This is a genomic window from Thalassobacillus pellis, from assembly GCF_016908295.1.
GTDB lineage: Bacteria > Bacillota > Bacilli > Bacillales > Halobacillaceae > Thalassobacillus > Thalassobacillus pellis.
The window spans coordinates 314,529-341,169 of the sequence record NZ_JAFBDO010000003.1 but is presented as its reverse complement, the minus strand read 5'-3'; the positions used below and the strand labels follow the sequence as shown (position 1 = coordinate 341,169).

The following is a 26,641-nucleotide window of genomic DNA, read 5'->3' as shown; positions in this document are numbered from 1 at the left end:
CTTTACTCTTGTTCCTTCAACAATGCTTCAATTTCTGTCATAATCGCGCCTGCTTCTTCCCAATTTCCATCAGAAAGAGCTTGCTGGTACTTTTCGAACAAGGAAGAGATTTCCTGTAAAACCCTATCGGATTCCAGCAAATCTCCAGGATTACCACCCTCATTCGCCTCTCCTTCTTCCCCTTCGTCAGGGGTCACTTCCGGATCGATCCGTACAAGAAGACTTTCCAGCGCTTTGTCAAAAGTAGGTTCCATCACGATATGGTCATTATAAGCCAGGATAATCTGTTTCACTTCCGGCAAGGATGTCTCGTTAGAAGATTCAATATAGATCGGTTCCGCATACATAACGGTATCCTCAATTGGAATGACAAGAAGGTTTCCCCGTATGACCTCTGAGCCACCTTGAGACCATAAGTTCAACTGTTGGGAAATGGTGCTGTCCTGATTGATCCGGTTCTCAATTTGCTGGGGACCGTATACATTCCGCTGCTTCGGAAAACGATAGACAACTGTTTCTCCATAATTTTCGCCATCGTTTCTAACCCCCATCCATGCAATCATATTCTGTCTGTTCTTTGGAGTGTAGGGCATCATTAACATGAATTCTTCCTCGTTACTTTCTGGAAGACGCATGGTGACATAGTAAGGTTCCATCTGTATATCCTCATTAAAGTATTTTTCTGTAGGGAATTCCCAGGCGTCTTCTCTGTTATAAAAAACTTCCAAATTTGTCATATGGTACACCCCATACATGGATGCCTGAATTTTGAACATATCAATCGGATAACGGAAATGTGCCCGGATATCCTCAGGAATATCTTTTGTAAACATATTTGGAAAAATGTTCTGATACGTCTTTAACAGTGGCTCTTCCGGGTTTACTGCATAAAATTCCACTTCCCCCGTATAAGCGTCAACCGCTACTTTCACAGAATTCCTGATGTAACTTTCCTCCTCCTGATGAGGTTCTGAAAAAGGGTATCCCTCTGCTGTTAAGTAGGCATCAAGCAGCCAGGTAAGTCCTCCATCTTCGCGGACAACCATATATGGATCATTATCATAGGAAAGAAATGGTGCTATTCGCTTTACTCTTTCCATGACATTCCGGGTAGCAAGAAGCTGGCTTTCTCCTGTAATCTGATCAGATACGAACATACGGAAAGAACCTGCTTCCAGACTGAACAATAGTCGATTCATTCCAGTAAGCTGTATACCACTGTCTGCTTCATATCTGGTTGATTTGTTTTCGTCACCAGCTGGATAATCAAATTCCTCCACTTCACTGTTAACGATGACATTCTGATAATCTTCTTCCCCAAAGTAAATTTGCGGCTGGGTAATATCCATAACGCCTTCAGCAGGTAAATTTTTCAACATGTATTCCGGCTGCCCCTGTGCTGTAATTTCATTGACATCGCTCATGGCAACTCCATATCCATGTGTATAACGAAGGTTTTCATTCACCCATGTTTTTGCCTGGGTAGGCAGATCAGCTATGTTTATTTCACGTGCACCAAGAAAAACCTGTTGGTATTCTCCGTTTACATCGTAGCGGTCAATATCGATATCATTGAACTCATAATATGTTCTGAATGTCTGCAGCTGATTATAAACATCCAAAAGCGGCCTTGCGTCATTAATCCGAACGTTATCAATCGTCAGTTGATTATTTTCAACCATTTCCTGATTTAACGATTGACTGCCAGGATGCTCTCGCTCCTCAATGGAATCTAAATCATAAGCCGCGCGTGTGAATGTAAGGTTATGTTCAAGATATGGTTTTTCTTTTGAAAATTCATTTGGAGATACAACGTAATTTTGTACAATGATAGCTGCACCTTGGCCAAGAATCACAAGCACGACATAGGCTATAACAGGAATCATCATCCTCTTTAGTTTTCCGCGTACAAGGGCAATAATCATCCAAACGGCACCGATCACAGCAGCACCAGCAAGGGTGTATGAGACAGGAATATTTATAACATCATTGGTATAGCTCAGCCCATGAACGACACTGTTTTGAAAAATATTCACATCATTTGAGAGCAGCATCCCATACGGCTGAAGAACATGTATACCTGCCAGCAAAATGCCGATACCGCCTAAGGTAAACCCGAGATGGAGCTGGGCAGAACGGCTTATTCGATACATGTGAAAAACAGAATAAAAGCCAATCTCTATCAACAGTAACAATACACATAACCCTAACAGGGTATATACCACGAAGTTCAAAAATGGTAAAACAAACATATAAAAAGATACATCCAGTCCAAAGTGTGGATCAATTATCCCAAAAGAAGCCCGGTTAAGAAACTTCAGCCAAAGCTCCCATCCGATTCCCTGTACTATACTGCTTCCTATTAAACCGACAACTCCTGCCACACCAATGACTGCAAGAATGCTCCACTTTTTTTGCTGCACAAATGCAGGCAGCTGCTCTGGCGTAAAATGTTTGAGATAATTTCGCCTTATCCAGGTAAAGGTCACGAAAGTCAATGCGAAAAAAGAAATAAAGCCAATTACTCCAAGCAGGATTTTACTCCCAAAGACTGTTGTATACACATCTTTGTATCCTAATGAGTCCATCCAAATATAATCAGTAATCCATTGTAAAGAAATGAGCACTAAAAGGAATAACAACAGTACAATTCCTGCCAGTTTCCCCATCAAGGTACCCACTTGTTTCATTCTCATTCTCTGCTGTGAATTTAACTTACTTGTTTTATTCTCCAATCTTCTCCCCCTCATTTAATTTTGCAGCCATCCGTTCAATATGTATTACGAAAACATGAAGAAGTTTGTTTCGTTTTTTAAGATATATGTGACAAATCCAGTGCTCAGTATTGAAATGATATTCAAACAGGGAATACTTAAATGCTTACCTTTCCTCCTGACAGTCCTTAACTTCGTTTCTTCCAGGAGAATTTCATTTCTACTATTCATTTTTTTGACGGTTTTCTGTCCCAAAAATAATACTTATAAATTCTCTCTTCCTGATTGCTTTCTGTACCATTTCAGAGCCTCTCCCTCTAACTTGACAACAAATTTTTCTTTTCCTTCTATATAGGAATCCATGTCATTAGGAAAACGCTCTGCCAATTTTGTTTTCAAGTTACCGTAGTCTACTCTTGCTTGGGTGTATGTCCGCAAATAATCTCGAAAGGCCAGATGCCGCTCAATGTTGTTATCTCCAAATTCAAAGATGTGTACGTGATGCGTGCGTAAATCACCGCCCTTCCTAAAATACCTTCGACCCGGGATCCCATATTCTCCTTTTGGCTGATAGCCGATTTTCCTCATGTCATCATTTTTCTCATCAACTTTCTTTATATCGTATACCACCGGCATAATATCAATAATAGGTTTTGCTTTCATGCATTCGACAGATGTACTGCCAATATGATGGATATCTGCTACCAAGACACCAAAAATATCACGCAATAGCTTCGCCTCTTTTTCAAACTTTCGTTTCCATTCCGGATTGTATGACGTTACTTCAACTTTTCTCATTCTATTAGCTCCTCCTTTAACATTTACAGGAAATAGGTAATAAAGACTAATTTCAGAAATATCAAATACTTGTGTTAATTCTGATAACAATCTGTACTATGTCAATTCAAAAAAAGCCCATTATATCCTTTTTATACCATACTTAGTTTCCGGTATTGAAGCATATTAGACATAGGGAGTCTTTTTTTATATTCTTACCTTTGTACTAAAACAGCCCAATTAATATTTTTCCGAGGTAAAGGATTGGAATCGCTTACTAGGTAATTAGTTACAATTTCAACAACTTATCGAACTCTTCGTCGAATATACGGTTACTTAATGCCTATGCTCAATCACAAAAAGATTACAAATATGATTTTGATAAAAGTAGTCGTAAGTGCAATAATAAGCAATGGTTTTTGAAAAACGTTGAAGGAGTGAGTATTTTGGAAATTACACATAATCCTGCCTTACTATGGTTTGTGGGTGGATATGGTCTTATTATGGTTATTATGGGAATTTATTTTTCCAGAAAGATCTCAAATAGTGAGGACTTCATACTTGCCGGTAAAGGTCTTGGCACATTTGTCCTTACTGGTACTTTGCTAGCTACCTGGACTGGAAGCGGTAGTATTTCCGGCGGGGAGACATCCATGGCATTTACCTATGGAATCATCCCAGCCTTATTAATGATGGTACCAACCTTGGTTGGTATCGGGATTCTATACTTGATCGCTCCGAAAATCCGACAGTTTGGTAAATACACCGTATCCGGAATTTTGGAGGAAAAGTACGGCTCGACTGCAAGAATGATTGCCAGTATCATCATTATTCTTGCTTTCGTTGGAATCGTGTCTTATCAAATGACAGGAATAGGGTTCATTTTGAACCTGACTACAGGAATATCGGTTGAAACAGGAACAATCATTGGTGCCGTTCTCATTATCTTTCTTGCTTCCATCGGTGGTCTTCGTTCCGTTGCACCAACGGATGCTTTAAGTGCATTCTTTGCTATCGCAGCACTTTTCATTACGCTGCCTACCATTTTCGCTATTGCAGGGGGCTGGGATGAAATCACAGCAAATGTTCCAGCAAGTCACTTGACTGCTACTGGCGGTCTGAGCAACATCCAATTGCTTGGATTCTTGCTGCCGTCTCTATTCTTGTTACTAGGTGACCAGAATATGTATCAACGTCTTGCCTCATCCAGTGGGGATAAGTCTTCCAAAAAAGCCCAAATTGGCTGGCTTGTAGGTATGCTTTTAATTTCACCATCCATTTCATTTATTGCATTCGCTTCAAGCTCGCTATTCCCGGATATCGACCCTGGTATGGCATTGATGGCTACGACGGTTGTAATGCCAACAGCCATTGGAGGTATCCTCCTTGCAGCTGCAACTGCATTTATCGTGACAACTGGTAACTCTTATCTTTTATCAGCTGCTACAAACGTAACGTACGACATTGTTGGAAAACATATTAAGAAGGATGCAACAGATCAACAACTATTGAAAATGACGAAATTCTTCATTATTATTCTTGGTGTGTTTGCTTATATCTTGATCAGTTACTTCCCAACCGTGCTTTCTGTACAAATGTACGCATACACCGTTTACGGTGCAGGACTTACTCCAGCATTGCTGGCAGTATTCTTTTGGAAGCGCGTAAACATGGCAGGCGGTATTTCCTCCATGATTGCAGGGGTGGTAACTACCCTGGTTTGGGAAATTGCTTTAGCAAAACCTTTCGACTTAAACAGTGTAGTAGTTGCCCTGCCAGTTGCCGTAATCGTATTGATCGTCGTCACTTTGGCAACTTCAAAAAAATAATCGATTGTATGGTTTAAGACCAGGCCCAGCAGAGGGTCTGGTCTTCTCTTATTACGATTTCAGCATTGTTAGTATTCTTAATCTGCTTTTTTCAATTGCCTGTATATCTTTATTGTCTCCTCACTGTTTTCACGGTTTAATAACAAATCATCGTCTCTAGTCTTTACGTATAAATACGGAGGGTTGCCAACGGTCACAAATAATATTGCCCCTTCATACGGAGCCTCTAAACGGAAACGCCCTTTCAGATGACCAGCAGAAGCAAAGCCATTTGACTTTACAATAACTTCCGGCATTTCTTCCAATAGTTCAACCCCCTCTATTTCCTTCATTTCCCATTCAACTCCATAAATCCCGGAAACAATGAATGTATTGTTTTTGATTGTAACCTTATTTTCAATAAAACCAAGCAACATCAATCCGAAAACCAATAGCAAGGTGACCACAGAAACAATACCGGAAATCCACAACATTTTCTTTCTTTTTCTCGGTACTTCATACCTTTGATTCCATACAATTCCGACCATCAGTACCAACAGAAATAATCCAAGGCCGATTTCAAATCCGTATGATATCGGGAGAAACGCCATTAACACAGTCAACACCAGCAGATAAAAAGTGATTTTTAATACTTTACCTAATACTTCTATATAACCGCTATTCCTTAAATACTCTTTCTCTTCCTCTGGCCTGGTTCCGAAACCGGAAATTAAACCGTATTCCTTTTTCTTCACGATCAAGTACGTAAGGCCGCCGTGTATGATCAACGTCCATCCCATTACAATTAGGAAAACAATTCTGTCTGTGTCCATTCGTTCACCTCTATCCCTGTAAACCTGTTGTCTTATTTATTTTTTAGTTGTTTTACCTCAGCTTCAAGTTCATCTATTCTGCGCTGCAACTTCCTGCTAGGCTGTATGAATTTCTCTCCTAATAAAAGAAAGAAGCTAATAAAAGCAACTATTCCTCCACCAATCGCTATCAGGATAAAAATAATCAGATCTATGATAAATACCACTCCTAACAAAAACCTTCCTTATATTATAAATACGCATTTTCTTTCTAATAGGTTTCAAAATCTGTATGTAAGGTGAACTTGCAGAAGTCATCTATAGATCATCTGGTCCGCACCACAACCATTATTAATACTTTAATCTTTTAACAAAATTAAACCCTCTTAAGTTGTAAAAATGAGCACCCTTCTTTTTTCGAAGAGCGCTCATGATTCAGGATGCTGATTGGATCTTAAATTCATTGATATCTTCCTGGAGATTCTGTGCCAGGGTATTCAAGGACACGGATGAGGAAGCTATCTCTTCCATCGATGCAGTCTGTTCTTCCACTGCAGCAGCAACCTGCTGGGTGCTGCCGGCGGTTTGTTCGGTAATTGCTGCAATATTATTTGTCATATCATTCATGTTTTTCGTATTATCATCAACTCGCCGGGCGATTTTCGCCACATCAGCAAGCTGACTGGAAATCCTTCGAATGTCTATCACGATGTTTTCAAAAGTATCTCCAGTCTGATCAACCATCATAATTCCTTTTTCCACTACCGATGTGCCATTCTTCATTGCTGTGACAGCTTTACTTGTATCGTTTTGAATTTCTTTAATCAATTCCTGGATATTACCCGCCGCATCGGCTGACTTTTCAGCGAGCTTTCTGATTTCATCTGCCACTACAGCAAATCCCTTTCCATGTTCACCTGCTCGAGCCGCTTCAATAGCAGCATTCAGAGAAAGAAGGTTCGTCTGCTCCGCTATTTGTGTAATTGCTTCTGTAATCTCGTCTATTTTGACCGACTTCTCTTCCAAAGTATGAATCTCTTCAGAGGTGTTATCCACTGCAGTCTGAATGAGGTTCATTTGTTTTACAGTTTCTTTAACCGTTTCACTACCCTGCTCAGCATTGTTTAATGCTTGGTCAGACACTTGTGAAACTGATTGAATCGATTCTGAAGAAAGTCCCATTTCCTTGGATATACCCCCGACAGCATCTCGTAATTGTGTCACGCTTTGCGACTGACTTTCCGTTCCAGATACTACCTCTTGTGCTGATACAGAAATCTGGTCGATCGATTTGCTGTTCTGTTTTGCACCTGCTTTTAATTCATCGGAGGAAGAAACAACTTGAGTAATCGTATGATTCGCTTTGTTAATCAACACACTTAAGTTTTCAAGCATGGTGTTGAATGCTCCTGCCATCTGTCCAATCTCATCATTCGACTTCACCTCAAGTGTAAAAGTCAAATCACCTTCTGATGCTTTTCGTGTGGCTTGGACTACATTATTCAACGGCCGGATCACCAGTAAATGAATGAACACACTTATTAAACTTGTTGTTACGAGCAGTGTTACCCCTGTGTTGATATATACCCCGTAGCTTCCTTCGTACATCTGCTTCACATAAGCATTGATGTAAGCCGATATCGGTGAACTGATTAAGAGACTAAGCACAATAGCAGCAATAACTTTAGTCCTGAGACTCCGAAGACCGGGGAACTTGATGTTATCCATCAGTTTTCCGGTTGCAGCATCCATTACAAGTGATTTATCCATTATATTCCTCCTGTTATAGGCCAACTTGCCTAGAAAATAAGCTTACATTTCTCTTATCGGCATCTTTAGATGATTGGTTAGTTGGAATTAATGACAATTCATTTATAATTTTAGACACATCTGATAATCTTCTTATAAATGGACTTTAAAAAAATCGTTACGATGATAATCTATTTTACAAATTTTTTTACTTAATGTATAAAAAAAACGCAACCCCAGAAGACGGGACTGCGCCTTATACTAAAACTTTATTTCCTTTTTCCAAAACTCATATGTTCAAACCGTCCGCGGGTAATTTGATAAATTCCGTATAAGACAAGCCCCAGGGCAGTCAGACCAAGCAGCCATTGACCGAATGGTTTTTGTGCCACTTCTGACAAAGCGCCGTCAAGGCCTTTGGCTTTGTCTGGGTTGGCTGTCATAGCCGTCTGGATGAAAAAGTAACCAATTAAGCCAAGTACGACACCTCTTGCAGCCAGACCAATTGTGCCAGACTTACTTGCAATTTTCTTTTCATGCCGATCCATTTCACCCACACGAAACTTATTCAGGAACTTTTTCGTAATTCCTCCATGTAATTCATACAGGCCGTAACCTATTATAATCAGCCCTACAGCCCCTATAATCCACTGACCAAACGGCTGAGATAAAAGTTTTGCGGACATTGTCTGCTGAGATCCTCCACTGCTGCTGCCAGCATTACCAGCAATCTTGAAAGCATTCCAGGCCAGTGCTCCATAAATGAGACCACTGATAAAATAGCCAGTCCGTGCGATTAATCCTTTTGTGTCTGTCCCTTCATTTTTCGGGTCTTTGATAGCTTTAATCAATACCCAGCATATATAAAAAACAAGCCCAATACCAATGATCCATAACAGCATGTTGCCAAAAGGAATTCCTGCTAAAGAGCGCAGCATGCCGGTAGTTCCTGTCGTTTTCCCCCCTATACCGAGAGCAGCCATTAAAGCAAGAACGCCTATAAGGATATAAACGACTCCTTTTGCCATATAACCAAACCTGGCAAGCCGGCGGATCCAAGGCTTAATTTCTTCTTTTGCCTCTGTTGTTTGATCCATTGTCATATCTGAAGAACTCATCTGTACGTCACCCATTCCTTTTATTTTTGTGTATTAGAACGAATTCCCCCTTTTTATCGAAAAGAAACAAGTAAGCTGCAGGTTATTATGGAAACTTTGTAACTGCTCTCTACACGAGAAATATAAGTATGAATAATTTCCCAACAATATATGGTATCCTAAAATATTATAAACACCTGATTACAAACTTACGGGAGTGAGAAAACATGAAAACCCGATTGATGCATGTTCGTGCCAATGTTAAAAAACTGGAAACTTCCATACGCTGGTATGAAGAGGTATTGGGCTTTACCGTTGCAGCTTACTGGCCGCCAGAAACACCTAATTACGCACATTTTGAACATGAAAACGGAGCCATGTTTGCCCTGATGGAACATGAAGACACACCTTCCAAAGGACGGTTCAATTTCTATGTAGATGATGTTGATGCTTTATGGGAGCAGTATAAAAGTAAAGCAGAAGTGCTAGAGGAATTGTTTTCTACCAAATATGGAAGCAGAAAATTCACTATAGCCGATCCTGACGGAAACGAGCTTGGCTTTGTGCAGGAGGAAGAATCATCTGGAATTGAGTAGAAGGATGCGAGGAAAATGACCATGATTTCCTTTGTAAGACACAAAGAAATTCTCGGAGAGCTCTATCTTCCCAATGCAGCTGACAATAACCATATCAGAATCGTATGGCTTCCTGGCTTACCCAATCAGCCAAGTACAGAGGATATGGGCAAGCCGCTTTCAGAAATGGGTTTTACCGTTCTTCAGGTCCGCTATCCCGGAAGTTGGCAAAGCTATGGTGAGTTTGGACCTTCCTCTTCTTATGAAAGTGCAATATTAGGGATGGAATTGTTGATAAGTGGACATACATTGAATTTAAATACGAACGAAGAAATCATCTGGAATATCGAACATACTGTACTGATAGGGAACAGTTACGGAGGAGGAATTGCAATTGCTGCATTAGCTTGCTCTGAACTGGCAGATGCAGCTATCTCTTTTTGTCCGCTTATAGAACCAGAAATGCAGAATTCAGTCCCAACAATGCCGGAAGATGATCTGACTACCTTATACCCTTATTTGAAACGTTGCCATGAGAATGTTTTTCGCCACTTAAAGAAAGAAGAATGGAATGCCTACATTAATGGCAGGCATCCTTTAACTCCTGTGAAATTTCTACATAAATTGAAATATAAGAACCTTCTCCTTATCCATGGGACATCCGATACGTCAATCCGGCACTTTCATACCGTGAATTTTTATCAAAAACTTCATATTATTGGAGCAAGTAAAACAACCTTTATAAGTGAACCAGAAGTTGGGCATGGAAAAGCATTGCGACAAGCAACGAAAAACAAATGGGTAAATTGGTTATTGAAACAAAAGCAGTCTGACTAGGATCGTCCTGTCAGACTGCTTTCAATTATAATGGGGATTTGTTCAAGTCCTTCAATAGAAAAATCCGCATCGACCTGTTGCCAATGTATATCTTTTTTCCACACACCCATCATCCCTGCTTCTTTAGCTGCTTTTATATCTTTTTCAGGATGATCTCCTACAAAAATGCTCTCTTGAGGTGAAACAGCCAGCTGCTTTAGTGCTTTATGGAAGATTGATGGATCAGGTTTGTTAACTCCTTCCCATTCGGAAATTAAAATGGTGTCAAGATAGACCTCTATTCCTAATGCTTTTATATTGTCCATTTGGAACTGTCCTTTTCCATTAGAGATGATTCCCAATTTCAATTTCATTCCTTTTAATGCTTCTAACATCTCTATTAGGTGAGGAAATGGAACGCAGTTATATTTGAAATGAGAGAGGTAATCATCTAACAGTTCCTCCCATGTCACCGAAAATAGTTCTAATTCATATACCATTTGCTGATACACCTGGTCCTTCCACGTGTATCCATGGTTATCATGCTCGATGAACTTTCTTATGTAGAGATCTTTGTTAACATGGGAAAATTTATCATGAAACCGATCATACTGATTAAAAATAAACCGCTCCACAGAAGCAGCACGATTTAACAGTGTCCCGTCTAAATCAAAAAGGACTGCTTTAATCATTTACCGAAGCTCGGCTCGAAGGATTGATCTCTTACAACGACAGTTTCCGGAACGAACCTGACCAGAATATTGCTGTCTCCTAAGTCCTTAAACATCTGGTCCCAATTCTTCTCATCATTGCCCAGATACCTTCTCAATAAGCGTTTTGCAAGCTCTGCATCAAATCTTTCCACTGTGGCATGCCCTCGAAAACCTGCATGAAGCACTTTGCCTGTCTCATGATCAAAGTCAACGATTCCAATCGCACATTGAGGGTTCTTTTCAATTCTACCTGGAAAAGTATCATAGGAAGGAGTACCAATAATCCAGATACACTCATCCTCCCAATAAAACCATACAGGCGATTCTTTAGGAACGTCGTTTTCACTCGTAGCAAGATGAGCGAATAATGGTTTTTTAAGAAATTCATCTAAATCAAAACTTCGATTACCTCTGATTACTTTGATAATCAACATCCTTTCTTAAGTGGTTATAAAAATCCATTATTTAATATTAATTTTTAATGGACTCCCTTCTGCATTTCATTTGAGATTCCCTGTTTCTGTACTCTTTCAAATATCCATCGGAGTCATGGTATTTCCCGTCTCCAGATAGCTTTTCAAATTACTAAGAATAGCTGGCCAGCCGTTATTAAGTCCTTTAAAAGTTTTGCTTTCCTCGGCAAAATCCTCTTTGGTTAAGTGTTCGTGTAGTAATGTAAACTTAACTGTTTCATTCCATTGATCAAGGCGGTAGGTCACTTGAGTAGCTTCCTCTGTCTTGCCTTCAGGATGGTTCCATGTAATAACCAATAATTTATACGGTTCAGCTTTAAGCACTTCCCCCTTTACGTCCAATTCCCCACCCTTTCTTAAAAACAGTACAGAGGCTCCTTCCTTCCACTCAGACTTTACTTCTCTTCCAAAGAAGTATTGCTTTGTATGTTCTCCTTCTGTTAAAGCACTCCATAGTTTTTCAGGTGTAGTAGAAATAAAGATGGTATAGGTAAATGATTTTTCACGTTTCATACCATACGCTCCTTAATTTTAATCTTGTTTAATACTCCTGTTATACATTCTCCGTTTCACAGAAAAAACCTTGAGTTTTTTCAAAAATAATTTTAAAAAAAGTCAGCCTGTCTAAAATAAGACCGCTGACTCGTAGTAGGAATATTTTTACCTTATAGCATAACTTCCCTTCATACTAAAGGATCCTTTTGGTGTAAAAAAAGTGATTGATTCACATATTTTATCTGGAAATACTAGACTAGTTAAAGCATATTCCCCCTCATTAAGAAATAATTCGAGTGACGACGAATCTAAAATAAGTTTTACAGTTTCTAAACAATCAAATTTTAGCATTTGTTTATAGGTGAACGCCGCCGAAAAATTGGTAATTCCAGAGTTTTTTCTATCAACAGTCATTACTTTCTCGCTTAAGTCAAATTCTATGGATGTAAACTTTTCCTCTGTATGATTTATGTTAATGCTAAATAAATGAGTATCTAACGTTTCAAATTCTATTTTCATTTCAACACTTGCCCCATCAATGTTTAGCTTCTCTGGACCTTTACTACTTTTAATTATATAATTGAAATAATCCTGATTACGAAAATAGGAATCTATTTCTTTTACAGGTTCTTGAATAAGTTTAAATTTGCTCCTTTGCTTTCGTAGAGAAAGCTCTCTCGGCAGAGTCATCTGACTTCTCCACCCTTCAGTGGGAACTTTATTGGCATATTTCCAATTACTCATCCATCCAATATAAATACGTCTTCCGTCTTTTTCAGGTATATCAGAAAAAGTGACACCTGCATAATTATCTCTTCCATAATCTAATAATTCTGATTTTTCTTCATCAGGAATAAATTTTGATCCATCAAAATCACCTATAAAATATTGTGTTCGTGAGCCTTCCTCTATTAAAGAAGTATCACCAATACTCACAAATAATACCCATTTTTTATTATTTGTGTCTTTAACTTTTAGCTCGAACAAGTCAGGGCATTCCCACACCCCTTCATGGGACCCAATTCCATCACCAAACTCACTTTCGAACTGCCAATCAAGTAAATTTGGAGAAGAATAAATGGAAATTGTCTGTCCAGTGGCTAATACCATAATCCATTTCGTAGATTCTTCGTGCCAAAAAACTTTAGGATCTCTGAAATCAACTTTTTTTTCGCTTTCCAATACTGGGTTGTGACAATATTTTGTCCAGCTTCTACCTTTATCTAGACTGTAGGCTAAACTCTGTGATTGCTTAGGCATGCTATCCCTACCTTTATCCAAATGATGCGTGAAAATAGCAACCAGTCCGGGTTCGTCGGGGAAGAAGCCAGTAGTATTATTCCAATCTACTACAGCACTCCCTGAAAATATTGTACCAAGCTCATCTGGATATAACGCAATGTCCATTTCATCCCACTTAATCAAATCAGTGCTGATAGCATGCCCCCAATGCATCGGCCCCCAAACACTATCATTAGGATTATACTGAAAAAACAAATGATATTCTCCTTCAAAAAACACTAATCCATTTGGGTCGTTCATCCAATTTTTCGCTGGTGCAAAGTGCAAATAAGGTCTAAAATTTTGTAAATAATTAGTATTCATCTTTGTCAAGTACCTCCATTTAATTCATCAATAAATTACATTAAGATTATTTAATACCAGTACCGGAGCCCCCTAAACCTTGCATTAAATATTTTTGAGCTACGATATAAACAATTATTAATGGTATCGTGGAAATAGTGAGAATTGCCATCACTTGGTTTGTATAAACTGGTGGAGTTGAATTAATATTTGTTATGGCAACTTGCAACGGAAATTTTTCGGTATCTGTTAACACCATCAGCGGCCACAAGTAATCGTTCCAGCTAGCTATAAAAGATAACGTTCCGACCGTGGCAATTGCTGGCTTGGACATAGGTAAAACGATTCTCCAAAAAATTGTCCAATTATTAGCTCCATCTAATTTAACGGATTCAACAATTTCATCTGGCACAGCCTTAAAAAAGTTTGTAAAGAGGTATATAAAAAACATGTTAGCAATCATCGGTAAAACTACAGCTAATCTTGTATTTAATATTCCTAAATCATGAGCCACAGTGAATTGAGTAATAATCAGTGTTTCGACCGGAACAATTAATAAAGCAATCAATAACCAAAACAATATTTTTTTACCGACAAAATCAAACTTTGCGAACGCATACCCTGCCATGGCATTGACAATAATTGAACCAAAAGTGATAACTGCTGCATAACTAATACTGTTAAAAATATATTGTTGAATATTAAATCTTGAAAACAATTCCATATATGTTTGGAACCATTGAGAAATTTGTGAGGAAGGAAGTAATGATTGTATTGTTCCCATATCAAGATAAATGTCTGATTCAGGTTTCATTGAAGATGCTACCATCCAAATCAAAGGAAAAATAAATATACAAGCCAGCGTGGTTAAGGAAAAATATTCAATTGCTTTTTTAATTGGCTTGCTCATTATTATTCATCCTCCTTGGATATCCTACTTTGAATTATCGTAACAATACCAATCAGTATACCGAAAACAACTGTCATAGCACTCGCGTATCCAATCAACCTATCTGAGAAGCCGGTTTGGTAAATATAATAAACTGGTGTCATTGTCGAATTCATTGGGCCTCCTTGCGTCATTACCATTGGCTGAATAATCAATTTGAATGCTGCTATAAGGGTGGTAATCATTATCAAAATTGAGGTAGGTTTTAATAGTGGCAGAGTTATATGGAGAAAATTTTGCCAATTATTTGCACCATCAATCTTACTTGCTTCATAAACGCTTGAAGGTATATTTTGAAGGCCGGCTAAGAAAATCAACATTTGATAACCCGCACCCTGCCAAGCAGAAACGAAAACAATGGTATACATAGCTTGGTCGGGACTTGTCAGGAAAGGTTGCGGCTCTATTCCGACCTTTTCTAAAATGGCATTTATCATACCATCTGAGGGATTAAGTAAGTATAACCAAAGCACCGAAATGACAACTAAAGAAAGTACTACTGGAGAAAAGTAAGCTACTTTAAAAAACAGGTTTCCCCTTCTATTTTTATTAATAAGGAGGGCCAATCCAAGGGCTGCACCCACTTGAATAGGAATTACGCAGATTACAAATATGAATATATTCTTTAGGCTTTGTAAAAACACGGGATCATTAAACAGTTGAACGAAATTCTCTAATCCAATAAACTTTTTGTCTTGAGGCGTTAATAGATAATAATCAGTAAAGGCATAATAAACAGCCATAAGTGCAGGTAGTAATAAAAAAGTTCCTAATAAGATTAGCGCAGGGGACATAAAAGAGTATGCTACCAGATTCTCCTTTAGATTTATACGTTTCATTGGTGATAACTCCTTTAAAAGAATCCGACCTGGATCATTACCAAGCCGGATTACCATTCTTTTATTTTAAAGCTTGATCAATTTTTGCTGCTTGTTCATCTAACAATTTTTGTACATTTTCATTTTCCTCAGGATATGTAACAGCACTTATCGTTTGTTGAAATACCCGGCTAACTTGAGGATATTCAGGTAATACTGGTCTAGCATGTGCAGTTTTTGCGTTTTGCTCAATTAAAACCTGCATTTGTGGTGACACTTCATCTTTTATTTTTTCAACTACTGAATGAGCAGCAGGGAGAACACTATTAGCTAAAGCAATCTCTGTTAAAGATTCAGTCGAAGTCATGAAATCAATTAATGCACCTGCTGCCTTATCTTTCTCAGTTGTAGCTGACATGGCATATTGCCAAGAACCAGATGGAGAAACAAGTTTATTCGTTTCTGGGGAAGTAGGATATGGCATAACCCCGTAATCTACCTTAGGATAACTACTTTCCATTTCGGCAATTGTCCAAGAACCAGTGAATTTCATTGGATATACTTCAGTTTGAAAAGCTTTTTCAACAGGAGTTTTGGTAGTGTAGCCTTTATCTATCATGTCCTGGATAAAGTTCATAGTTTTCACAGCATCTTCGTTATTAAAATAACCGATCGCTTTCGTTTTTTCTTCATTAAGGATACTCCCACCTTGAGACCATAAAAAAGGTGTGTATGCATACATCAGCCATTCACTCTTATCATTCAATCCCATATCTACTGCAGGTTTATCATATTTTTTAACTAATATTTCACATAGGTCCATAAATTGTTTCCAATTCCAAGGGTCATCTACGGTTGGAAGGGTAGATAAATCAACACCGGCTTCTTTTAGCATTTTTTTATTATAAAAAACCCCTACTCCTGACTCCGAATACCCAACAGCATACAGTTTACCTTCATAGGTGCCCTGCTCAATAATACTCGGGAGCAAATCGTCTTTGTTTGTTATATATTCACCAATTGGGGCTATAATTTTTGATTCGGCATAAGCTGCTGTATTAGGTCCATCTAATGTTAAAACGTCAGGCAGAGTGTTCGTTGTAAGTGCTGCATTAATTTTATCCTCATATCCTCCTCCACTTCCGCTTCTTGGAATAAACTCAATTTGTGCTGAATACTTTCCTTCGTATTCCTTATTAAATCGGTCAATAATGTTTTGCATGGCTTTGCCTTCAGCAGTCTCTTCAGAGGTATGGACCCAAATGGAAACTTCATTTTTGTTACCACTTGAGGAAGCACCCTCACTGTTGCAAGCTGTAATGATCATTAACATGGAGATACAGACAATTAAAATTTTGATTCTTTTCATTCTTGTTCCTCCCCTTTGATATTCCCCATATTTCCAAGAAAGCTCGACAACTCCTATACAACTTTTTAAGAGTAACCCTTTTTAAATATGTCTATGAAAATTATGATATGTCAACCGGTTTCATATGTCAACCGGTTGACATAAATTTTAAAAAAATTTTGTCTTTTTTATTTTAATACATTTTTGTCAAAAGAAATTTATTTTTTTGTAGTATCGCTGTCTATTAATTTAACAGGCAACTTTGTTTCCAGCGGCGCACCATCCCATTCACTATCAATTTGTTTTATTAAAAGCTCAACTGCCTTTTCGGCAATTCGGCTTATAGGTTGTTCTATTGTACTTAGTTCTGGCATCATTAACTTTTTAGTTTCTGTTCCATCATATCCTATGATCTTAAGTTTACTTGGTATATTGTAATTTCTTGACTTTGCTTCTTTAATTACTTGTGAGGCAATTATGTCATCACTTGCAAACACACCTTCAACCTCAGGGTTTTCATCAAACAACCGCTTGATTATTTCGCTATTGTCCGTACCATAGGTTTCCATTTCATAGGTGATTGGTGTTAAATTATGTTTGATCATTACATCTTCATAGGCTTTCCGCCTCAAGTTCGCAGGGGTCTCAAGGGAAATCGGTCCATTAATATGAATTATTTTTATACATCCTTTTCTAATTAATAATTGCGTTGCTTGTTTTCCCCCATCATAATTGTCGCTAGAAATTACAGGAATAGCTGAAGACAAATAGCGATCGATTCCTACTACCGGTAAATTCGGTTTTTCATATTCTTCAATACCTTTATTATGAGCTCCAGCTATAATACCATCTACCTGATTTCGCTGAAGCATCTCCAAATATTCCTTCTCTTTATCTTGTCTCCCTTGACTATTGCATAATAAAACCTTGTAACCTAGAGCGGCCGCAATATTTTCAATATGGAAAATTAGCTGTCCATAAAAAGGGTTACTTGTTGTAGGAAAAATAAGTCCAATTAAAAAAGTTTTTCTTATAAATAATGATCTTGCGACTTCATTTGGATAGTAATTCAACTCTTTCATTGCATTATGAACTTTAACCCTCGTTTCCTCGCCTATATAACCACGATTATTTAAAACTCTCGAAACCGTGGTTGGTGATACCCCTGCAACTTTGGCCACATCTGCTATCTTCGGTTTCATTTCTTTTTCCTCCTGTTCTGCAAACTCTGGTAAAATGAAAAAAATTAGACATTAGCATAATTATAAAAATGTGAGGAGTAAAACACAAACGAAGTCTTTATTATGAATTATCATTTTGTGCCTTTTTTCTATGAACCATTTGGAAAGCGGCAGGCTTTATTTGCCCAGTTGTGTCTTCTACAACCGCTTCTTTTATGGGCAGGGCGGATTTTCTTTTGTCGATTTTCATGACATTTTTTATACTTCGAGCAATTCCCATTAGCGACAGGATGAACAAAATAAGAAATAAGAGAGGTACACCAACCAGCCATCGGGAGTTTAACTGAAGGGTGTCATAATACATACCGACAATTGATGCCCAGTCGTTGGTAGTCGGTACAGGGGGGCCGCCGCCCAGGCCATACCCCAGTTGAGTGCCACCAAAATATAACTGGAAGATACCTAAGTGGGTCGTCACTAGTATTGCTTGAATGGCCTGTCTGGTCATCAATGTAGCAAAGTTAATTTTTAAATGTGGAAGTACGTGATTCCGAAAAACATGAAAGAACCTTCCACCAAGGACTCGGCTTGAGGTCACAAATTCTTTTTTCAGGATGACACTAGTTTCATTAGCAATCAGAATTGCTGCCGGAGGTATCAAAAGTGCGCTAATGACAAGAACTTCCACTGTCAGCCGATAGGTAAGACTGGTAGGAAACCCCCCCATTGGCATCCACAATAATGGTTTCAAAAAGATATACGAAATCAGGGAGGCAGGAATAAAATACAGTACGGAAAAAGTATTCTCCATGATTGTAGCTTTTCTTTTGTAGCGGAATCCCAAAGGCACTCCGATAAGAAATGCGACAAAGAAGCTGACAAATGTAATTGCCAAGACCCCTAATATCGTAAATTTGGCTCCCTCTAAAATAAAATAAAGAAGATGGCTTCCATTTGAATCAGTCCCCAATATCGAATGTTCGAATGGAGCGAACGGAGCCCCTACCAGATTTCCGTCACTGTCGTACAAAAAAGGCGTCTGAGGTATGACAGAGTCAAAGAAAATCATATGGATGAAGCTTGCTGTCAGCATCACGACTATAAAGATGATTCCCGGCCAAAATAGTGGCTGTTTAAAAATCGCTTTCATAAGGAGACCTCCTGCTTTGTGGAGATATACAATGCAAGTTCAACCATTTTAAGAAATAAATAGATGGGTCCGAAAAATAATATAGCCGTAACAAAGAATACAGGGGGCTGAGAATACGTCAGCAAAAAGGAGGTCATTCCAAAGTTACCGATCAGGTATTCTACAATCAACAGATTACTGACCATGATGCTGATCAGGTATTTTGCCTGGTAGGCAAGCCTGACGAACATGTTACGCAGAATGTGCTTCAATAAGATGACAGGCTTGGTCAATCCTTTACTTGTTGCAAGATCAAAGTACGGCTCTTTCCTTTCCTCTTCGACAAGTTCCAACATCGATTGAAAAAAGTACATGGTCGGCAAAATAGCGAGAATAAGAGCAGGCATTACGAGTGCCTCTTCATCAGCAGCACCTGACAGTCTCACCCACTTAACACCTGTCTCCTGATATGCCCAGACAATAAGCATTTGGGCAGCAACCACATATATTACATCAGGTATACTCTGCAAAAAAGTCGAAGACGAAACGAACATTTTGTATATTTTTTCAGGAGCCCTCCAGAGGAGAATTGTCCCTAAAAGGGCAACCAAAAAGGATAATAAAAGAGCCATTCCTAATACGCTCATGGAGCTGGAGAAAGCCTTAAAGACAATCGGGAATAAATCTCTTTCGACCCCTGAGGTCGGATTGATATAAATTAAGGATCCTGGCTGGCTCATTTGCTCAAATACGCGCTTGATAACGTCAAGACTAGGCAAGACAAAACCCTCAACTGACATAAAAAGCGGTGAAATACTCACTATAAAAATACCTACAACTAAAAATAAGGGTTTTGAAATTTCATTCAAAAGATATGTACCCCACTTCACCATAATCCCCCCCCTGGATATATCACCAATTTCTACTAAACAATTATTTAATAAAACTATGTAATCAAGTTAGATAGTGCTTCCTAACTAGTATACAAAAATTTCCTCGACAAAGGGAACCATCTTATTGAAAATTTCGACTTTTAAGAACGAAAGCGGAAGCGCCTTACTCACCCCCGACCAGCTTAAGACAAGCCTCGCCGTGACGATTTTTGTCACAGAGAGGATTGACTTAAGACCTCGAGGGGGTAGGCGCTGAAGCTGGATGAAACAAAAGCGTAAGCGCTTTGCTCACCCCCGACCAGCTTAAGACAAGCCTCGCCGTGACGGTTTTTGTCACAGAGAGGATTGACTTAAGACCTCGAGGGGGTAGGCGCTGAAGCTGGATGAAACAAAAGCGTAAGCGCCTTGCTCACCCTCCATTGATAGTGTCCTGTAATAAAAAAAATCCAGTAATGCGATAATCGCATTACTGGATTTTGAAAAACTTTTTTACCAGCCGATTTTTTCCAATGGAACAAACGTTGGAATCAAAGAATCATTAAAGACTTTACGAATATGGTTGGCCACATCTTCTTCCTGATATATTTCTACGATTTTTTGGTAGACTTCTTTGTCTGTTTCATCTGCACGGGCGGCAATGATATTGATGTAAGGGGTAGCAGTATCATCCTCTATGAATATAGCATCTTCGACTGGTACGAAGCCTGCTTCGACAGCGACTCCATTGTTGATGACAGAAGCAGCTACGTCAGGCAGAACTCGTGGGGTCTGGGCAGCAACAATCGGTTCGAATTTAAGATTTTTAGGATTTTTCGTGATTTTGCTTAAATCTCCATTCCCATCAAAATTCTCCGGCAGTCCAATAAGTCCTGATTTTTCAAGAAGCAGCAGTGCCCTTCCCATATTGGTAGCTTCTTTAGGCAGAGCAATTGTACCACCTTCTGGGATCTTACTGACATCTTTATACTTCTCAGAATAAATACCCATTGGAGCAATCAGCGTTGTCGCAATTGGAGCAAGGTCCAAATCACGTTCTTTAATGAAGGCATCAAAATAGGATACTGTCTGGAACGCATTCAAATCAATGTCTCCAGCAGCAAGTGCCAGATTCGGACGCACATAATCGGAGAATTCCACCATTTCTATCTTAATATTTTCTTTTGCAGCTTTTTCTTTGATTTTTTCCCAAATCGGCACCCCAGAACCATTCAGGCCAACCTTGACCACTTTCATTTCTTCACCGGCAGCATCGCTTTTTCCGGAACATCCGGTAAGCACTGCACTAAAGGTAAGTAATATACTTAATAAAACGATTAATTTTTTCATGTTGTTTCCTCCTACTGTCTGCGAATTCTTTTTGATAATATGTTTCCAATAGTCTGAGTGATTTGGACAATTAATACGAGCAATAATACCGTAGCGATCATGATATCTGTTTCGAAACGCTGATAGCCATAAGCAATCGCAAGGTCGCCAAGACCGCCACCGCCGACAAAACCAGCCATTGCAGATGCCCCGACCAGTCCGATGGTCGCAATTGTCAGATTCAGTACCATCGAGCTTAGTGCTTCTGGTATGTACACACGGAAGATTATCTGCCAAGGTGTTGCTCCCATTGCTTCAGCCGCTTCGATAACGCCGCTTTTTACTTCCAGCAGACTGCTTTCGACAAGCCGGGCAATATATGGTGCTGAAAAAATAACGAGAGGGACGACCGCTGCTGCTGTCCCGATGGATGTCCCGACAATCAGCCTTGTGAGCGGCAATATTGCCACCAGGAGAATGATGAATGGGATCGAACGAAAAAAGTTGACTACAGAATTGAGTATCCGAAAAAATGCTTTATTTTCCAAAAGTCCGCCGCTTCTTGTGACCACCAATGAAATACCTAATGGCAGTCCGATGATTGTCGCTGCAAGCAGTGAAATTCCCACCATCAGCAATGTTTCGTTCGTAGCTTGTAATATTCTCGGCCAAAATTCCATCAAATCAACCTGCATGTGCTTTCACCTCCTGTACGGTAACTGTACGCTGGATATAATCGATTGCCTTTAAGACTTCTTTATCCTCGCCCTGAAGTTCAACAACCAGATGACCAAAAGGAATGCCTTGAAGCTCGGTAATTTGCCCGAACAATACATTTACTTCGACTGCAAATTTTTTCGCTATTTGAGACAGAACAGGTTGTCCCGCGCTTTCATCCACAAATGTCACACGGTAAATATGTCGGCTGGCACCTCGTTTTTCAATCCCCTCCAGAATTGATGCCGGAATTTCATTTTCCATTACTGTACGTACAAAGTTCTTTGTAGTCGGATGCTGCGGGTTGGAAAACAGATCAAAAATCGATCCTTGTTCAATCACCCGGCCACTTTCCATCACGGCAATCCGGTCGCAAACCTCTCGGACAACATTCATTTCATGGGTAATCATCAAAATGGTAATGCCGTATTCATCCCTCACCCGGCGAAGCAGCTTTAATATCGACTTCGTTGTTTCCGGATCCAGTGCAGATGTCGCTTCGTCACACAGTAGTATGTCAGGGGAAGTCGCCAGTGCCCGGGCAATCCCGACACGCTGTTTCTGACCACCGGAAAGCTCATCCGGGTACTGATCTGCTTTATCTGTCAGTCCTACAAAGTCCAGAATTTCTTCCACCCTTTTATTGATTTCCTTCTTCGGCGTACCCGCTATCGATAGTGGAAAAGCGACATTATGACGGACAGTTTTAGACTCCAGTAAGTTAAAATGCTGGAATATCATTCCGATACGTTTTCGAACCTTACGCAATTCCGGCTTCGGAAGCCTTGTAAGATCTTCTCCATTAACGAGTACTCTGCCCTCTGATGGGACCTCCAGCAAATTGACCAGCCGTACCAGGGTACTTTTTCCTGCACCACTAAACCCGATGACACCAAAGATTTCTCCCTTCTGAATTGTCAAGTCGACTTGATCTACTGCTCGTAAATCATTTCCGTTATGCTCGTATACTTTTGAGACACCTTGAAAATCAATCATATGAATCCCCCCTGATATGTTAAAAATTCGAAGACAAGCGTGATGACGCCTTAGTTAAACCTTTATAAAAGAGCCAAGAAAAAACCCCTCTTCTTAAAAAATAAGAAGAGGGGTTTTGAATAATATCAGAAACCGTCTCTTCTCATCTGTCACGTACATTTGCACGTGCTGGAATTGGCACAGTTACTGATGTTTTCCATCAGTTCCGCTGCCGAGGTTTCATAGGGCCAGTCCCTCCACCTCTCTAGATAAGAAGAATGTTTATCGTATTAAATTGGATACTGCACATCATAATACAGGCTGGGCGACTTGTCAATTTATTTTTCGACATAAATTTTCAAAGTAGCTGGATCATCTCTACTCGATTGCCGAAAGGATCTCTGAATTCAAAACGGTCATAACCAGGAATAGGCACGGAGTCGAAGATTTCTATGTTTTCTTTTTCAAGCTTCTTCCTCCAAATGGAAATATCATTTACCCGGTATGCGAGATGTGCTTTTGTTTGCAAGCGATCGAATCCTTCTTCCGTTCCGACATGAACCTCTTTATCCCCCACTTGCAGCCAAAAGCCGCCTCTCCCCTGAAGGGAGACTGGCTTTTCAATTTCAGGTAAACCTAATACTTCACAGTAAAAATGTTTCCCCTTTTCTTCGGCACCTTTCGGGATAGTTATTTGCGCATGATGCAAACCAAGTATCATCAAGGGTCCTCCTTTACACTATGCAGCCATTTTTTATTCGACATCACTCGTATACTTTTCAGGAATCAGATCCATTATATTGCATTTAACATTTTCACCATTGTATGAAAGAATGACTTCGGTATCCTTACCGTAATCACTGATGAGTTCCCGGCACATCCCACACGGGGCGACAACCCAGCAATATTCTATATTTTCATCTGGATGGGGGTGAGCGACTGCGACAATTGTTTCAAATTCATTCTCACCTTCAGAAATGGATTTACCTAATGCCATTGCTTCTCCGCAGACTGCAATCCTGCCGACATTGGCCTCAAGGTGCACAGCCGCATATATACTGCCGGACTTAGTCCGGACCGCAGCACCAATATGATGCCGACCGTAATGATAATTTTTTTCGATAACTTCCTCTGCCGCTTTAATCAGTTCGTAATCATTTTCGTTTAATGGTTTTGTATGTAGCATATAAGATCCCCCCGTTGTTACACTTGTCTTTTCTGCAATGGTATTAATATTTCAAAATGAGGATCAGTTAAATCCCTGTCCACAGGGTAGCGTTCATGTTTTATCGGGAGATCATCATAATATGTTGTACCTTCTTCCTCTAATGGAGTATATTCATTTTCCTCCTTAAACCACCGGTGAATTTCCGTGTAGGTAAGACCGATATCCTGACCCTTTTCATGCTTAACTTTCAAGTACGTCATTTCAGGTACCTTTATTTCTGCCATAGTTTGCGGCACGTCCTGGTCTTCGTTGACTTCGAAAGTGGAATAATGGACAAAACCGTCAGGAATAAGATGATAAGAGAGTCCTAATTGAACGTCCGGTTCAACCGCATGCTCCAATTCCCCTACCCTTTGACTCATTTCATGAATTGTTTTTTTCAAATTGCTGACCTCAGAATAAGGCCCTTCCCACTTCAGCCCAACAGCACGGTAGGCAGGAAGCTTAACAATTTCATAATACACACACATTCCCTCCCAACAACTTTTTTCACCTTAATTATTTCTCGCTAGATGTACCAGACACCTGCTGCATTTTTGAAAATAAGTCCCTTATCTTAAGTTGTCGCAATGTAGTGTGTACAACCAACAAACGACTTTTTCTTTTAAAACAAAGTGACGCATTAATACCTTGAAAATAAGTAATTTGCCGTGTCACATTGGCAATCATGCCCCATTCTTGATTGTCAATGCCTTGGCCCCCATAGCATTACTGCCACACCAACCAGACAGATCGATGCGCCAAGCCAATCATATGTATCTGGAGTTTTCCTGTCTATTCCCCATCCCCAAAGTACCGACAGAATAATGAACACTCCTCCATAGGCTGCATAGACCCGTCCAAATGAGGGGAAGGATTGGAACGTAGCGATGACGCCATATAATGCTAACGACAAGCCACCCATGAGCCCCCAATAATATGGCTTTCCTTCTCTCAGCCATAACCAAATCAGGTATCCGCCACCAATTTCCGCCAATCCAGCAAGCAAAAATAAAAAAATAACCGACATCATACATTCCCCTCCCAACTTAACTGCCTAATTAGAAGGTAACACAACCGCCCCGGGATGCCTAAATTCTGGATAAATCTGGTTCTCCCGGGGTGCTTCCGAAAGCACCCCGGGAGAACCAGAAAATGGAATGCCCAGTTATTATGAGTTGTTATAAACCTGGGAAATTTCTTTTGCTGCAATTTCTTCGTTGGCGGCTTCTAATTTCTCATGCTTATCCACAGATTCTCCTTCAAGGCTGTCTTCTGCATCCAGGGGCTGGTCTGATCTCAGTCCTGCCTGTACACCAATGCTGCTGTGGGTATTTGTTTCAGTCGGGAATTCGAATTTCTTTTTCGTCTTCTTGTTCATTTCCATCACCTCATGGCATAGCTTGTGTATAAGCACTTTACCCCATTCAATAATTGGATTTTTTCCGTTGCCGATATGGAAATACGTAGCTATAATGGGGGTATTATCTATCGTGAAGGGGGAACCTTGTGTGCCAATCAACATACCGAAAAGCCTGCCAGCAGGGGAAATATTGAGTAGGGAGAACATTTTTATCATGGAAGAGGAACGGGCGGTCACACAGGATATCCGTCCTTTGAATATACTAATTCTCAATCTGATGCCCGAAAAACAGCGGACAGAGACACAGCTGCTTCGTCTGCTCAGTAACTCTCCGCTTCAGGTTAATGTTGAATTTTTACATACTGCTACCTATGAATCGAAAAATGTTAGCAAGTCCCATTTGGAACAGTTTTACAAAAACTTCAACGACATTAAAAACCACCGCTATGACGGAATGATTATCACCGGGGCCCCTGTTGAGCTGATGAGGTTTGAGGAAGTCGGTTATTGGGAGGAGCTTACCGAAATTATGGAATGGACGAAAGACCATGTGACCTCAGTCATGCACATCTGCTGGGGAGCGCAGGCTGCTCTATATTATCATTATGGTATCGAGAAATTCCGACTTGCCAAAAAGCGTACCGGTCTCTTTAAGCACCGACTGCTAACTCCCGATATAGAATTGGTGCGGGGAAGTGATGATGAATTTCTTGCTCCCCACTCCAGATACACTGACATTTCAGAAACAGAAATCATGTCCCATCAGGATCTCACCCTTGTCACCACCTCCAAAGAAGCTGGGCCATTAACGATTGTGTCCAAGGACAGAAAACATGTCATGGTAACAGGGCATGTAGAATATGATGCCGATACACTTGGCGAGGAATACAACCGGGATCGGAAAAAAGGAATCGACCCCGATATACCAAAGGATTATTTTCCAGGAAATGATCCAAACGAAAAACCATTGAACAGATGGCGTTCTCACGCTTACTTACTTTTTTCGAACTGGCTGAACTATTATGTCTACCAGAAAACCCCATATAAATGGGATTAGAACAAACTGCCTTCACCTGTCTGTATGCCAGGTGAAGGCTTTCTAATAGAATGTGCCTGATGAGCACATATTAATAGAAATAAACT

28 protein-coding genes and 1 riboswitch are annotated in these 26,641 nt (G+C 39.8%); of the genes, 4 read left to right on the top strand and 24 right to left on the bottom strand.

What is annotated here, in order from left to right:
- Positions 1–2 precede the first annotated feature (2 nt).
- Positions 3–2,735, bottom strand: coding sequence for a UPF0182 family membrane protein (locus JOC33_RS12200; RefSeq protein WP_338054510.1), 2,733 nt, complete (start codon positions 2,733–2,735; stop codon positions 3–5).
- Between the two features lie 243 nt (positions 2,736–2,978).
- Entirely contained in the window at positions 2,979–3,512 is a 534-nt protein-coding gene (locus JOC33_RS12195) for a GrpB family protein (protein WP_205092796.1), read from the bottom strand.
- 425 nt (positions 3,513–3,937) lie between these two features.
- Between JOC33_RS12195 and JOC33_RS12190 the strand changes: the two genes are divergently transcribed.
- Positions 3,938–5,320, top strand: a complete 1,383-nt coding sequence (locus tag JOC33_RS12190) for a sodium:solute symporter family protein (protein WP_205092795.1) — start codon at positions 3,938–3,940, stop codon at positions 5,318–5,320.
- 77 nt (positions 5,321–5,397) lie between these two features.
- Here JOC33_RS12190 and JOC33_RS12185 read toward each other — a convergent pair whose 3' ends face one another.
- The 4 genes from JOC33_RS12185 to JOC33_RS12170 form a co-directional block, all read right to left on the bottom strand.
- Positions 5,398–6,132: a DUF3784 domain-containing protein gene (locus JOC33_RS12185; RefSeq protein WP_205092794.1), complete on the bottom strand. Its 735-nt coding sequence runs from the start codon at positions 6,130–6,132 to the stop codon at positions 5,398–5,400.
- 32 nt (positions 6,133–6,164) lie between these two features.
- Positions 6,165–6,347 (bottom strand): hypothetical protein, encoded by a 183-nt coding sequence (locus tag JOC33_RS12180; protein WP_205092793.1) that lies wholly within the window; start codon positions 6,345–6,347, stop codon positions 6,165–6,167.
- A 199-nt stretch (positions 6,348–6,546) separates the two neighbouring features.
- Positions 6,547–7,881, bottom strand: coding sequence for a methyl-accepting chemotaxis protein (locus JOC33_RS12175; protein WP_205092792.1), 1,335 nt, complete (start codon positions 7,879–7,881; stop codon positions 6,547–6,549).
- 248 nt (positions 7,882–8,129) lie between these two features.
- Positions 8,130–8,978: a DUF1206 domain-containing protein gene (locus tag JOC33_RS12170; RefSeq protein ID WP_239534169.1), complete on the bottom strand. Its 849-nt coding sequence runs from the start codon at positions 8,976–8,978 to the stop codon at positions 8,130–8,132.
- A 206-nt stretch (positions 8,979–9,184) separates the two neighbouring features.
- On the opposite strand from JOC33_RS12170, the gene JOC33_RS12165 reads away from it, so the two are divergent.
- Both JOC33_RS12165 and JOC33_RS12160 read left to right on the top strand, forming a co-directional pair.
- A complete protein-coding gene (locus tag JOC33_RS12165; RefSeq protein WP_205092791.1) occupies positions 9,185–9,553 on the top strand; it encodes a VOC family protein in 369 nt (122 codons plus the stop codon).
- A 15-nt stretch (positions 9,554–9,568) separates the two neighbouring features.
- Positions 9,569–10,369, top strand: a complete 801-nt coding sequence (locus tag JOC33_RS12160) for an alpha/beta hydrolase family protein (protein WP_205092790.1) — start codon at positions 9,569–9,571, stop codon at positions 10,367–10,369.
- Here JOC33_RS12160 and JOC33_RS12155 read toward each other — a convergent pair.
- From JOC33_RS12155 to JOC33_RS20360, 18 genes are all read right to left on the bottom strand, one after another.
- On the bottom strand, positions 10,366–11,040 hold the full coding sequence (locus JOC33_RS12155) for an HAD family hydrolase (RefSeq protein WP_205092789.1): 675 nt from the start codon (positions 11,038–11,040) through the stop codon (positions 10,366–10,368). The genes JOC33_RS12160 and JOC33_RS12155 overlap by 4 nt on opposite strands.
- On the bottom strand, positions 11,037–11,495 hold the full coding sequence (locus tag JOC33_RS12150) for a pyridoxamine 5'-phosphate oxidase family protein (RefSeq protein ID WP_239534168.1): 459 nt from the start codon (positions 11,493–11,495) through the stop codon (positions 11,037–11,039). The genes JOC33_RS12155 and JOC33_RS12150 overlap by 4 nt, the downstream gene beginning before the upstream one ends.
- 96 nt (positions 11,496–11,591) lie before the next feature.
- Entirely contained in the window at positions 11,592–12,047 is a 456-nt protein-coding gene (locus JOC33_RS12145) for an SRPBCC family protein (RefSeq protein ID WP_205092788.1), read from the bottom strand.
- Between the two features lie 147 nt (positions 12,048–12,194).
- Positions 12,195–13,634: a glycoside hydrolase family 32 protein gene (locus JOC33_RS12140; RefSeq protein WP_205092787.1), complete on the bottom strand. Its 1,440-nt coding sequence runs from the start codon at positions 13,632–13,634 to the stop codon at positions 12,195–12,197.
- A 46-nt stretch (positions 13,635–13,680) separates the two neighbouring features.
- Positions 13,681–14,523, bottom strand: a complete 843-nt coding sequence (locus tag JOC33_RS12135; RefSeq protein ID WP_205092786.1) for a carbohydrate ABC transporter permease — start codon at positions 14,521–14,523, stop codon at positions 13,681–13,683.
- A gap of 2 nt (positions 14,524–14,525) precedes the next feature.
- Positions 14,526–15,401, bottom strand: coding sequence for a carbohydrate ABC transporter permease (locus tag JOC33_RS12130; RefSeq protein WP_239534167.1), 876 nt, complete (start codon positions 15,399–15,401; stop codon positions 14,526–14,528).
- Between the two features lie 61 nt (positions 15,402–15,462).
- The gene (locus JOC33_RS12125) at positions 15,463–16,749 is read right to left on the bottom strand and encodes an ABC transporter substrate-binding protein (protein WP_205092784.1); all 1,287 of its coding nucleotides are present in this window, start codon (positions 16,747–16,749) and stop codon (positions 15,463–15,465) included.
- Between the two features lie 197 nt (positions 16,750–16,946).
- Positions 16,947–17,930, bottom strand: coding sequence for a LacI family DNA-binding transcriptional regulator (locus JOC33_RS12120; protein ID WP_205092783.1), 984 nt, complete (start codon positions 17,928–17,930; stop codon positions 16,947–16,949).
- A 100-nt stretch (positions 17,931–18,030) separates the two neighbouring features.
- Entirely contained in the window at positions 18,031–19,059 is a 1,029-nt protein-coding gene (locus tag JOC33_RS12115; RefSeq protein WP_205092782.1) for an ABC transporter permease subunit, read from the bottom strand.
- Positions 19,056–19,931, bottom strand: coding sequence for an ABC transporter permease subunit (locus tag JOC33_RS12110; protein ID WP_205092781.1), 876 nt, complete (start codon positions 19,929–19,931; stop codon positions 19,056–19,058). Before JOC33_RS12110 ends, JOC33_RS12115 begins: the two co-directional genes overlap by 4 nt.
- Positions 19,932–20,420: 489 nt before the next feature.
- The gene (locus JOC33_RS12105; RefSeq protein ID WP_205092780.1) at positions 20,421–21,257 is read right to left on the bottom strand and encodes a MetQ/NlpA family ABC transporter substrate-binding protein; all 837 of its coding nucleotides are present in this window, start codon (positions 21,255–21,257) and stop codon (positions 20,421–20,423) included.
- 11 nt (positions 21,258–21,268) lie between these two features.
- Positions 21,269–21,931, bottom strand: a complete 663-nt coding sequence (locus JOC33_RS12100) for a methionine ABC transporter permease (protein WP_205092779.1) — start codon at positions 21,929–21,931, stop codon at positions 21,269–21,271.
- Positions 21,921–22,949, bottom strand: a complete 1,029-nt coding sequence (locus JOC33_RS12095; protein ID WP_205092778.1) for a methionine ABC transporter ATP-binding protein — start codon at positions 22,947–22,949, stop codon at positions 21,921–21,923. Before JOC33_RS12095 ends, JOC33_RS12100 begins: the two co-directional genes overlap by 11 nt.
- A gap of 139 nt (positions 22,950–23,088) precedes the next feature.
- A riboswitch (SAM riboswitch) is annotated at positions 23,089–23,204 on the bottom strand.
- 82 nt (positions 23,205–23,286) lie between these two features.
- Positions 23,287–23,649 (bottom strand): VOC family protein, encoded by a 363-nt coding sequence (locus tag JOC33_RS12090; RefSeq protein WP_205092777.1) that lies wholly within the window; start codon positions 23,647–23,649, stop codon positions 23,287–23,289.
- Positions 23,650–23,682: 33 nt separating this feature from the next.
- Positions 23,683–24,114, bottom strand: coding sequence for a cytidine deaminase (locus tag JOC33_RS12085; protein WP_205092776.1), 432 nt, complete (start codon positions 24,112–24,114; stop codon positions 23,683–23,685).
- Between the two features lie 17 nt (positions 24,115–24,131).
- A complete protein-coding gene (locus JOC33_RS12080) occupies positions 24,132–24,626 on the bottom strand; it encodes a GyrI-like domain-containing protein (RefSeq protein ID WP_205092775.1) in 495 nt (164 codons plus the stop codon).
- Between the two features lie 215 nt (positions 24,627–24,841).
- Positions 24,842–25,168, bottom strand: a complete 327-nt coding sequence (locus JOC33_RS12075; protein WP_205092774.1) for a YnfA family protein — start codon at positions 25,166–25,168, stop codon at positions 24,842–24,844.
- Positions 25,169–25,306: 138 nt separating this feature from the next.
- Positions 25,307–25,660 carry a hypothetical protein gene (locus JOC33_RS20360; protein ID WP_239534214.1) on the bottom strand — a complete coding sequence of 118 codons (354 nt, stop codon included), beginning with the start codon at positions 25,658–25,660 and terminating at the stop codon, positions 25,307–25,309.
- Here JOC33_RS20360 and metA point away from each other — a divergent pair.
- Positions 25,647–26,555 carry a homoserine O-acetyltransferase MetA gene (gene metA, locus JOC33_RS12065; protein ID WP_205092773.1) on the top strand — a complete coding sequence of 303 codons (909 nt, stop codon included), beginning with the start codon at positions 25,647–25,649 and terminating at the stop codon, positions 26,553–26,555. The two genes, JOC33_RS20360 and metA, sit on opposite strands and share 14 nt — an antisense overlap.
- Positions 26,556–26,641: the final 86 nt, after the last annotated feature.

Excerpts from the sequence above, each read along its gene's own strand:
- JOC33_RS12165 (WP_205092791.1), top strand. The coding sequence starts at position 9,185 with ATGAAAACCCGATTGATGCATGTTCGTGCCAATGTTAAAAAACTGGAA.
- JOC33_RS12140 (WP_205092787.1), bottom strand. The coding sequence starts at position 13,634 with ATGAATACTAATTATTTACAAAATTTTAGACCTTATTTGCACTTTGCA.
- JOC33_RS12120 (WP_205092783.1), bottom strand. The coding sequence starts at position 17,930 with ATGAAACCGAAGATAGCAGATGTGGCCAAAGTTGCAGGGGTATCACCA.
- JOC33_RS12170 (WP_239534169.1), bottom strand. The coding sequence starts at position 8,978 with ATGAGTTCTTCAGATATGACAATGGATCAAACAACAGAGGCAAAAGAA.
- JOC33_RS12150 (WP_239534168.1), bottom strand. The coding sequence starts at position 11,495 with ATGTTGATTATCAAAGTAATCAGAGGTAATCGAAGTTTTGATTTAGAT.
- JOC33_RS12085 (WP_205092776.1), bottom strand. The coding sequence starts at position 24,114 with ATGCTACATACAAAACCATTAAACGAAAATGATTACGAACTGATTAAA.
- JOC33_RS12100 (WP_205092779.1), bottom strand. The coding sequence starts at position 21,931 with ATGCAGGTTGATTTGATGGAATTTTGGCCGAGAATATTACAAGCTACG.
- JOC33_RS12125 (WP_205092784.1), bottom strand. The coding sequence starts at position 16,749 with ATGAAAAGAATCAAAATTTTAATTGTCTGTATCTCCATGTTAATGATC.
- JOC33_RS12095 (WP_205092778.1), bottom strand. The coding sequence starts at position 22,949 with ATGATTGATTTTCAAGGTGTCTCAAAAGTATACGAGCATAACGGAAAT.
- JOC33_RS12160 (WP_205092790.1), top strand. The coding sequence starts at position 9,569 with ATGACCATGATTTCCTTTGTAAGACACAAAGAAATTCTCGGAGAGCTC.
- JOC33_RS12135 (WP_205092786.1), bottom strand. The coding sequence starts at position 14,523 with ATGAGCAAGCCAATTAAAAAAGCAATTGAATATTTTTCCTTAACCACG.
- JOC33_RS20360 (WP_239534214.1), bottom strand. The coding sequence starts at position 25,660 with ATGTTGATTGGCACACAAGGTTCCCCCTTCACGATAGATAATACCCCC.
- JOC33_RS12155 (WP_205092789.1), bottom strand. The coding sequence starts at position 11,040 with ATGATTAAAGCAGTCCTTTTTGATTTAGACGGGACACTGTTAAATCGT.
- JOC33_RS12075 (WP_205092774.1), bottom strand. The coding sequence starts at position 25,168 with ATGATGTCGGTTATTTTTTTATTTTTGCTTGCTGGATTGGCGGAAATT.
- JOC33_RS12115 (WP_205092782.1), bottom strand. The coding sequence starts at position 19,059 with ATGAAAGCGATTTTTAAACAGCCACTATTTTGGCCGGGAATCATCTTT.
- JOC33_RS12105 (WP_205092780.1), bottom strand. The coding sequence starts at position 21,257 with ATGAAAAAATTAATCGTTTTATTAAGTATATTACTTACCTTTAGTGCA.
- JOC33_RS12130 (WP_239534167.1), bottom strand. The coding sequence starts at position 15,401 with ATGAAACGTATAAATCTAAAGGAGAATCTGGTAGCATACTCTTTTATG.
- JOC33_RS12110 (WP_205092781.1), bottom strand. The coding sequence starts at position 19,931 with ATGGTGAAGTGGGGTACATATCTTTTGAATGAAATTTCAAAACCCTTA.
- JOC33_RS12145 (WP_205092788.1), bottom strand. The coding sequence starts at position 12,047 with ATGAAACGTGAAAAATCATTTACCTATACCATCTTTATTTCTACTACA.
- JOC33_RS12080 (WP_205092775.1), bottom strand. The coding sequence starts at position 24,626 with ATGTGTGTGTATTATGAAATTGTTAAGCTTCCTGCCTACCGTGCTGTT.
- JOC33_RS12195 (WP_205092796.1), bottom strand. The coding sequence starts at position 3,512 with ATGAGAAAAGTTGAAGTAACGTCATACAATCCGGAATGGAAACGAAAG.
- JOC33_RS12185 (WP_205092794.1), bottom strand. The coding sequence starts at position 6,132 with ATGGACACAGACAGAATTGTTTTCCTAATTGTAATGGGATGGACGTTG.
- JOC33_RS12175 (WP_205092792.1), bottom strand. The coding sequence starts at position 7,881 with ATGGATAAATCACTTGTAATGGATGCTGCAACCGGAAAACTGATGGAT.
- JOC33_RS12090 (WP_205092777.1), bottom strand. The coding sequence starts at position 23,649 with ATGATACTTGGTTTGCATCATGCGCAAATAACTATCCCGAAAGGTGCC.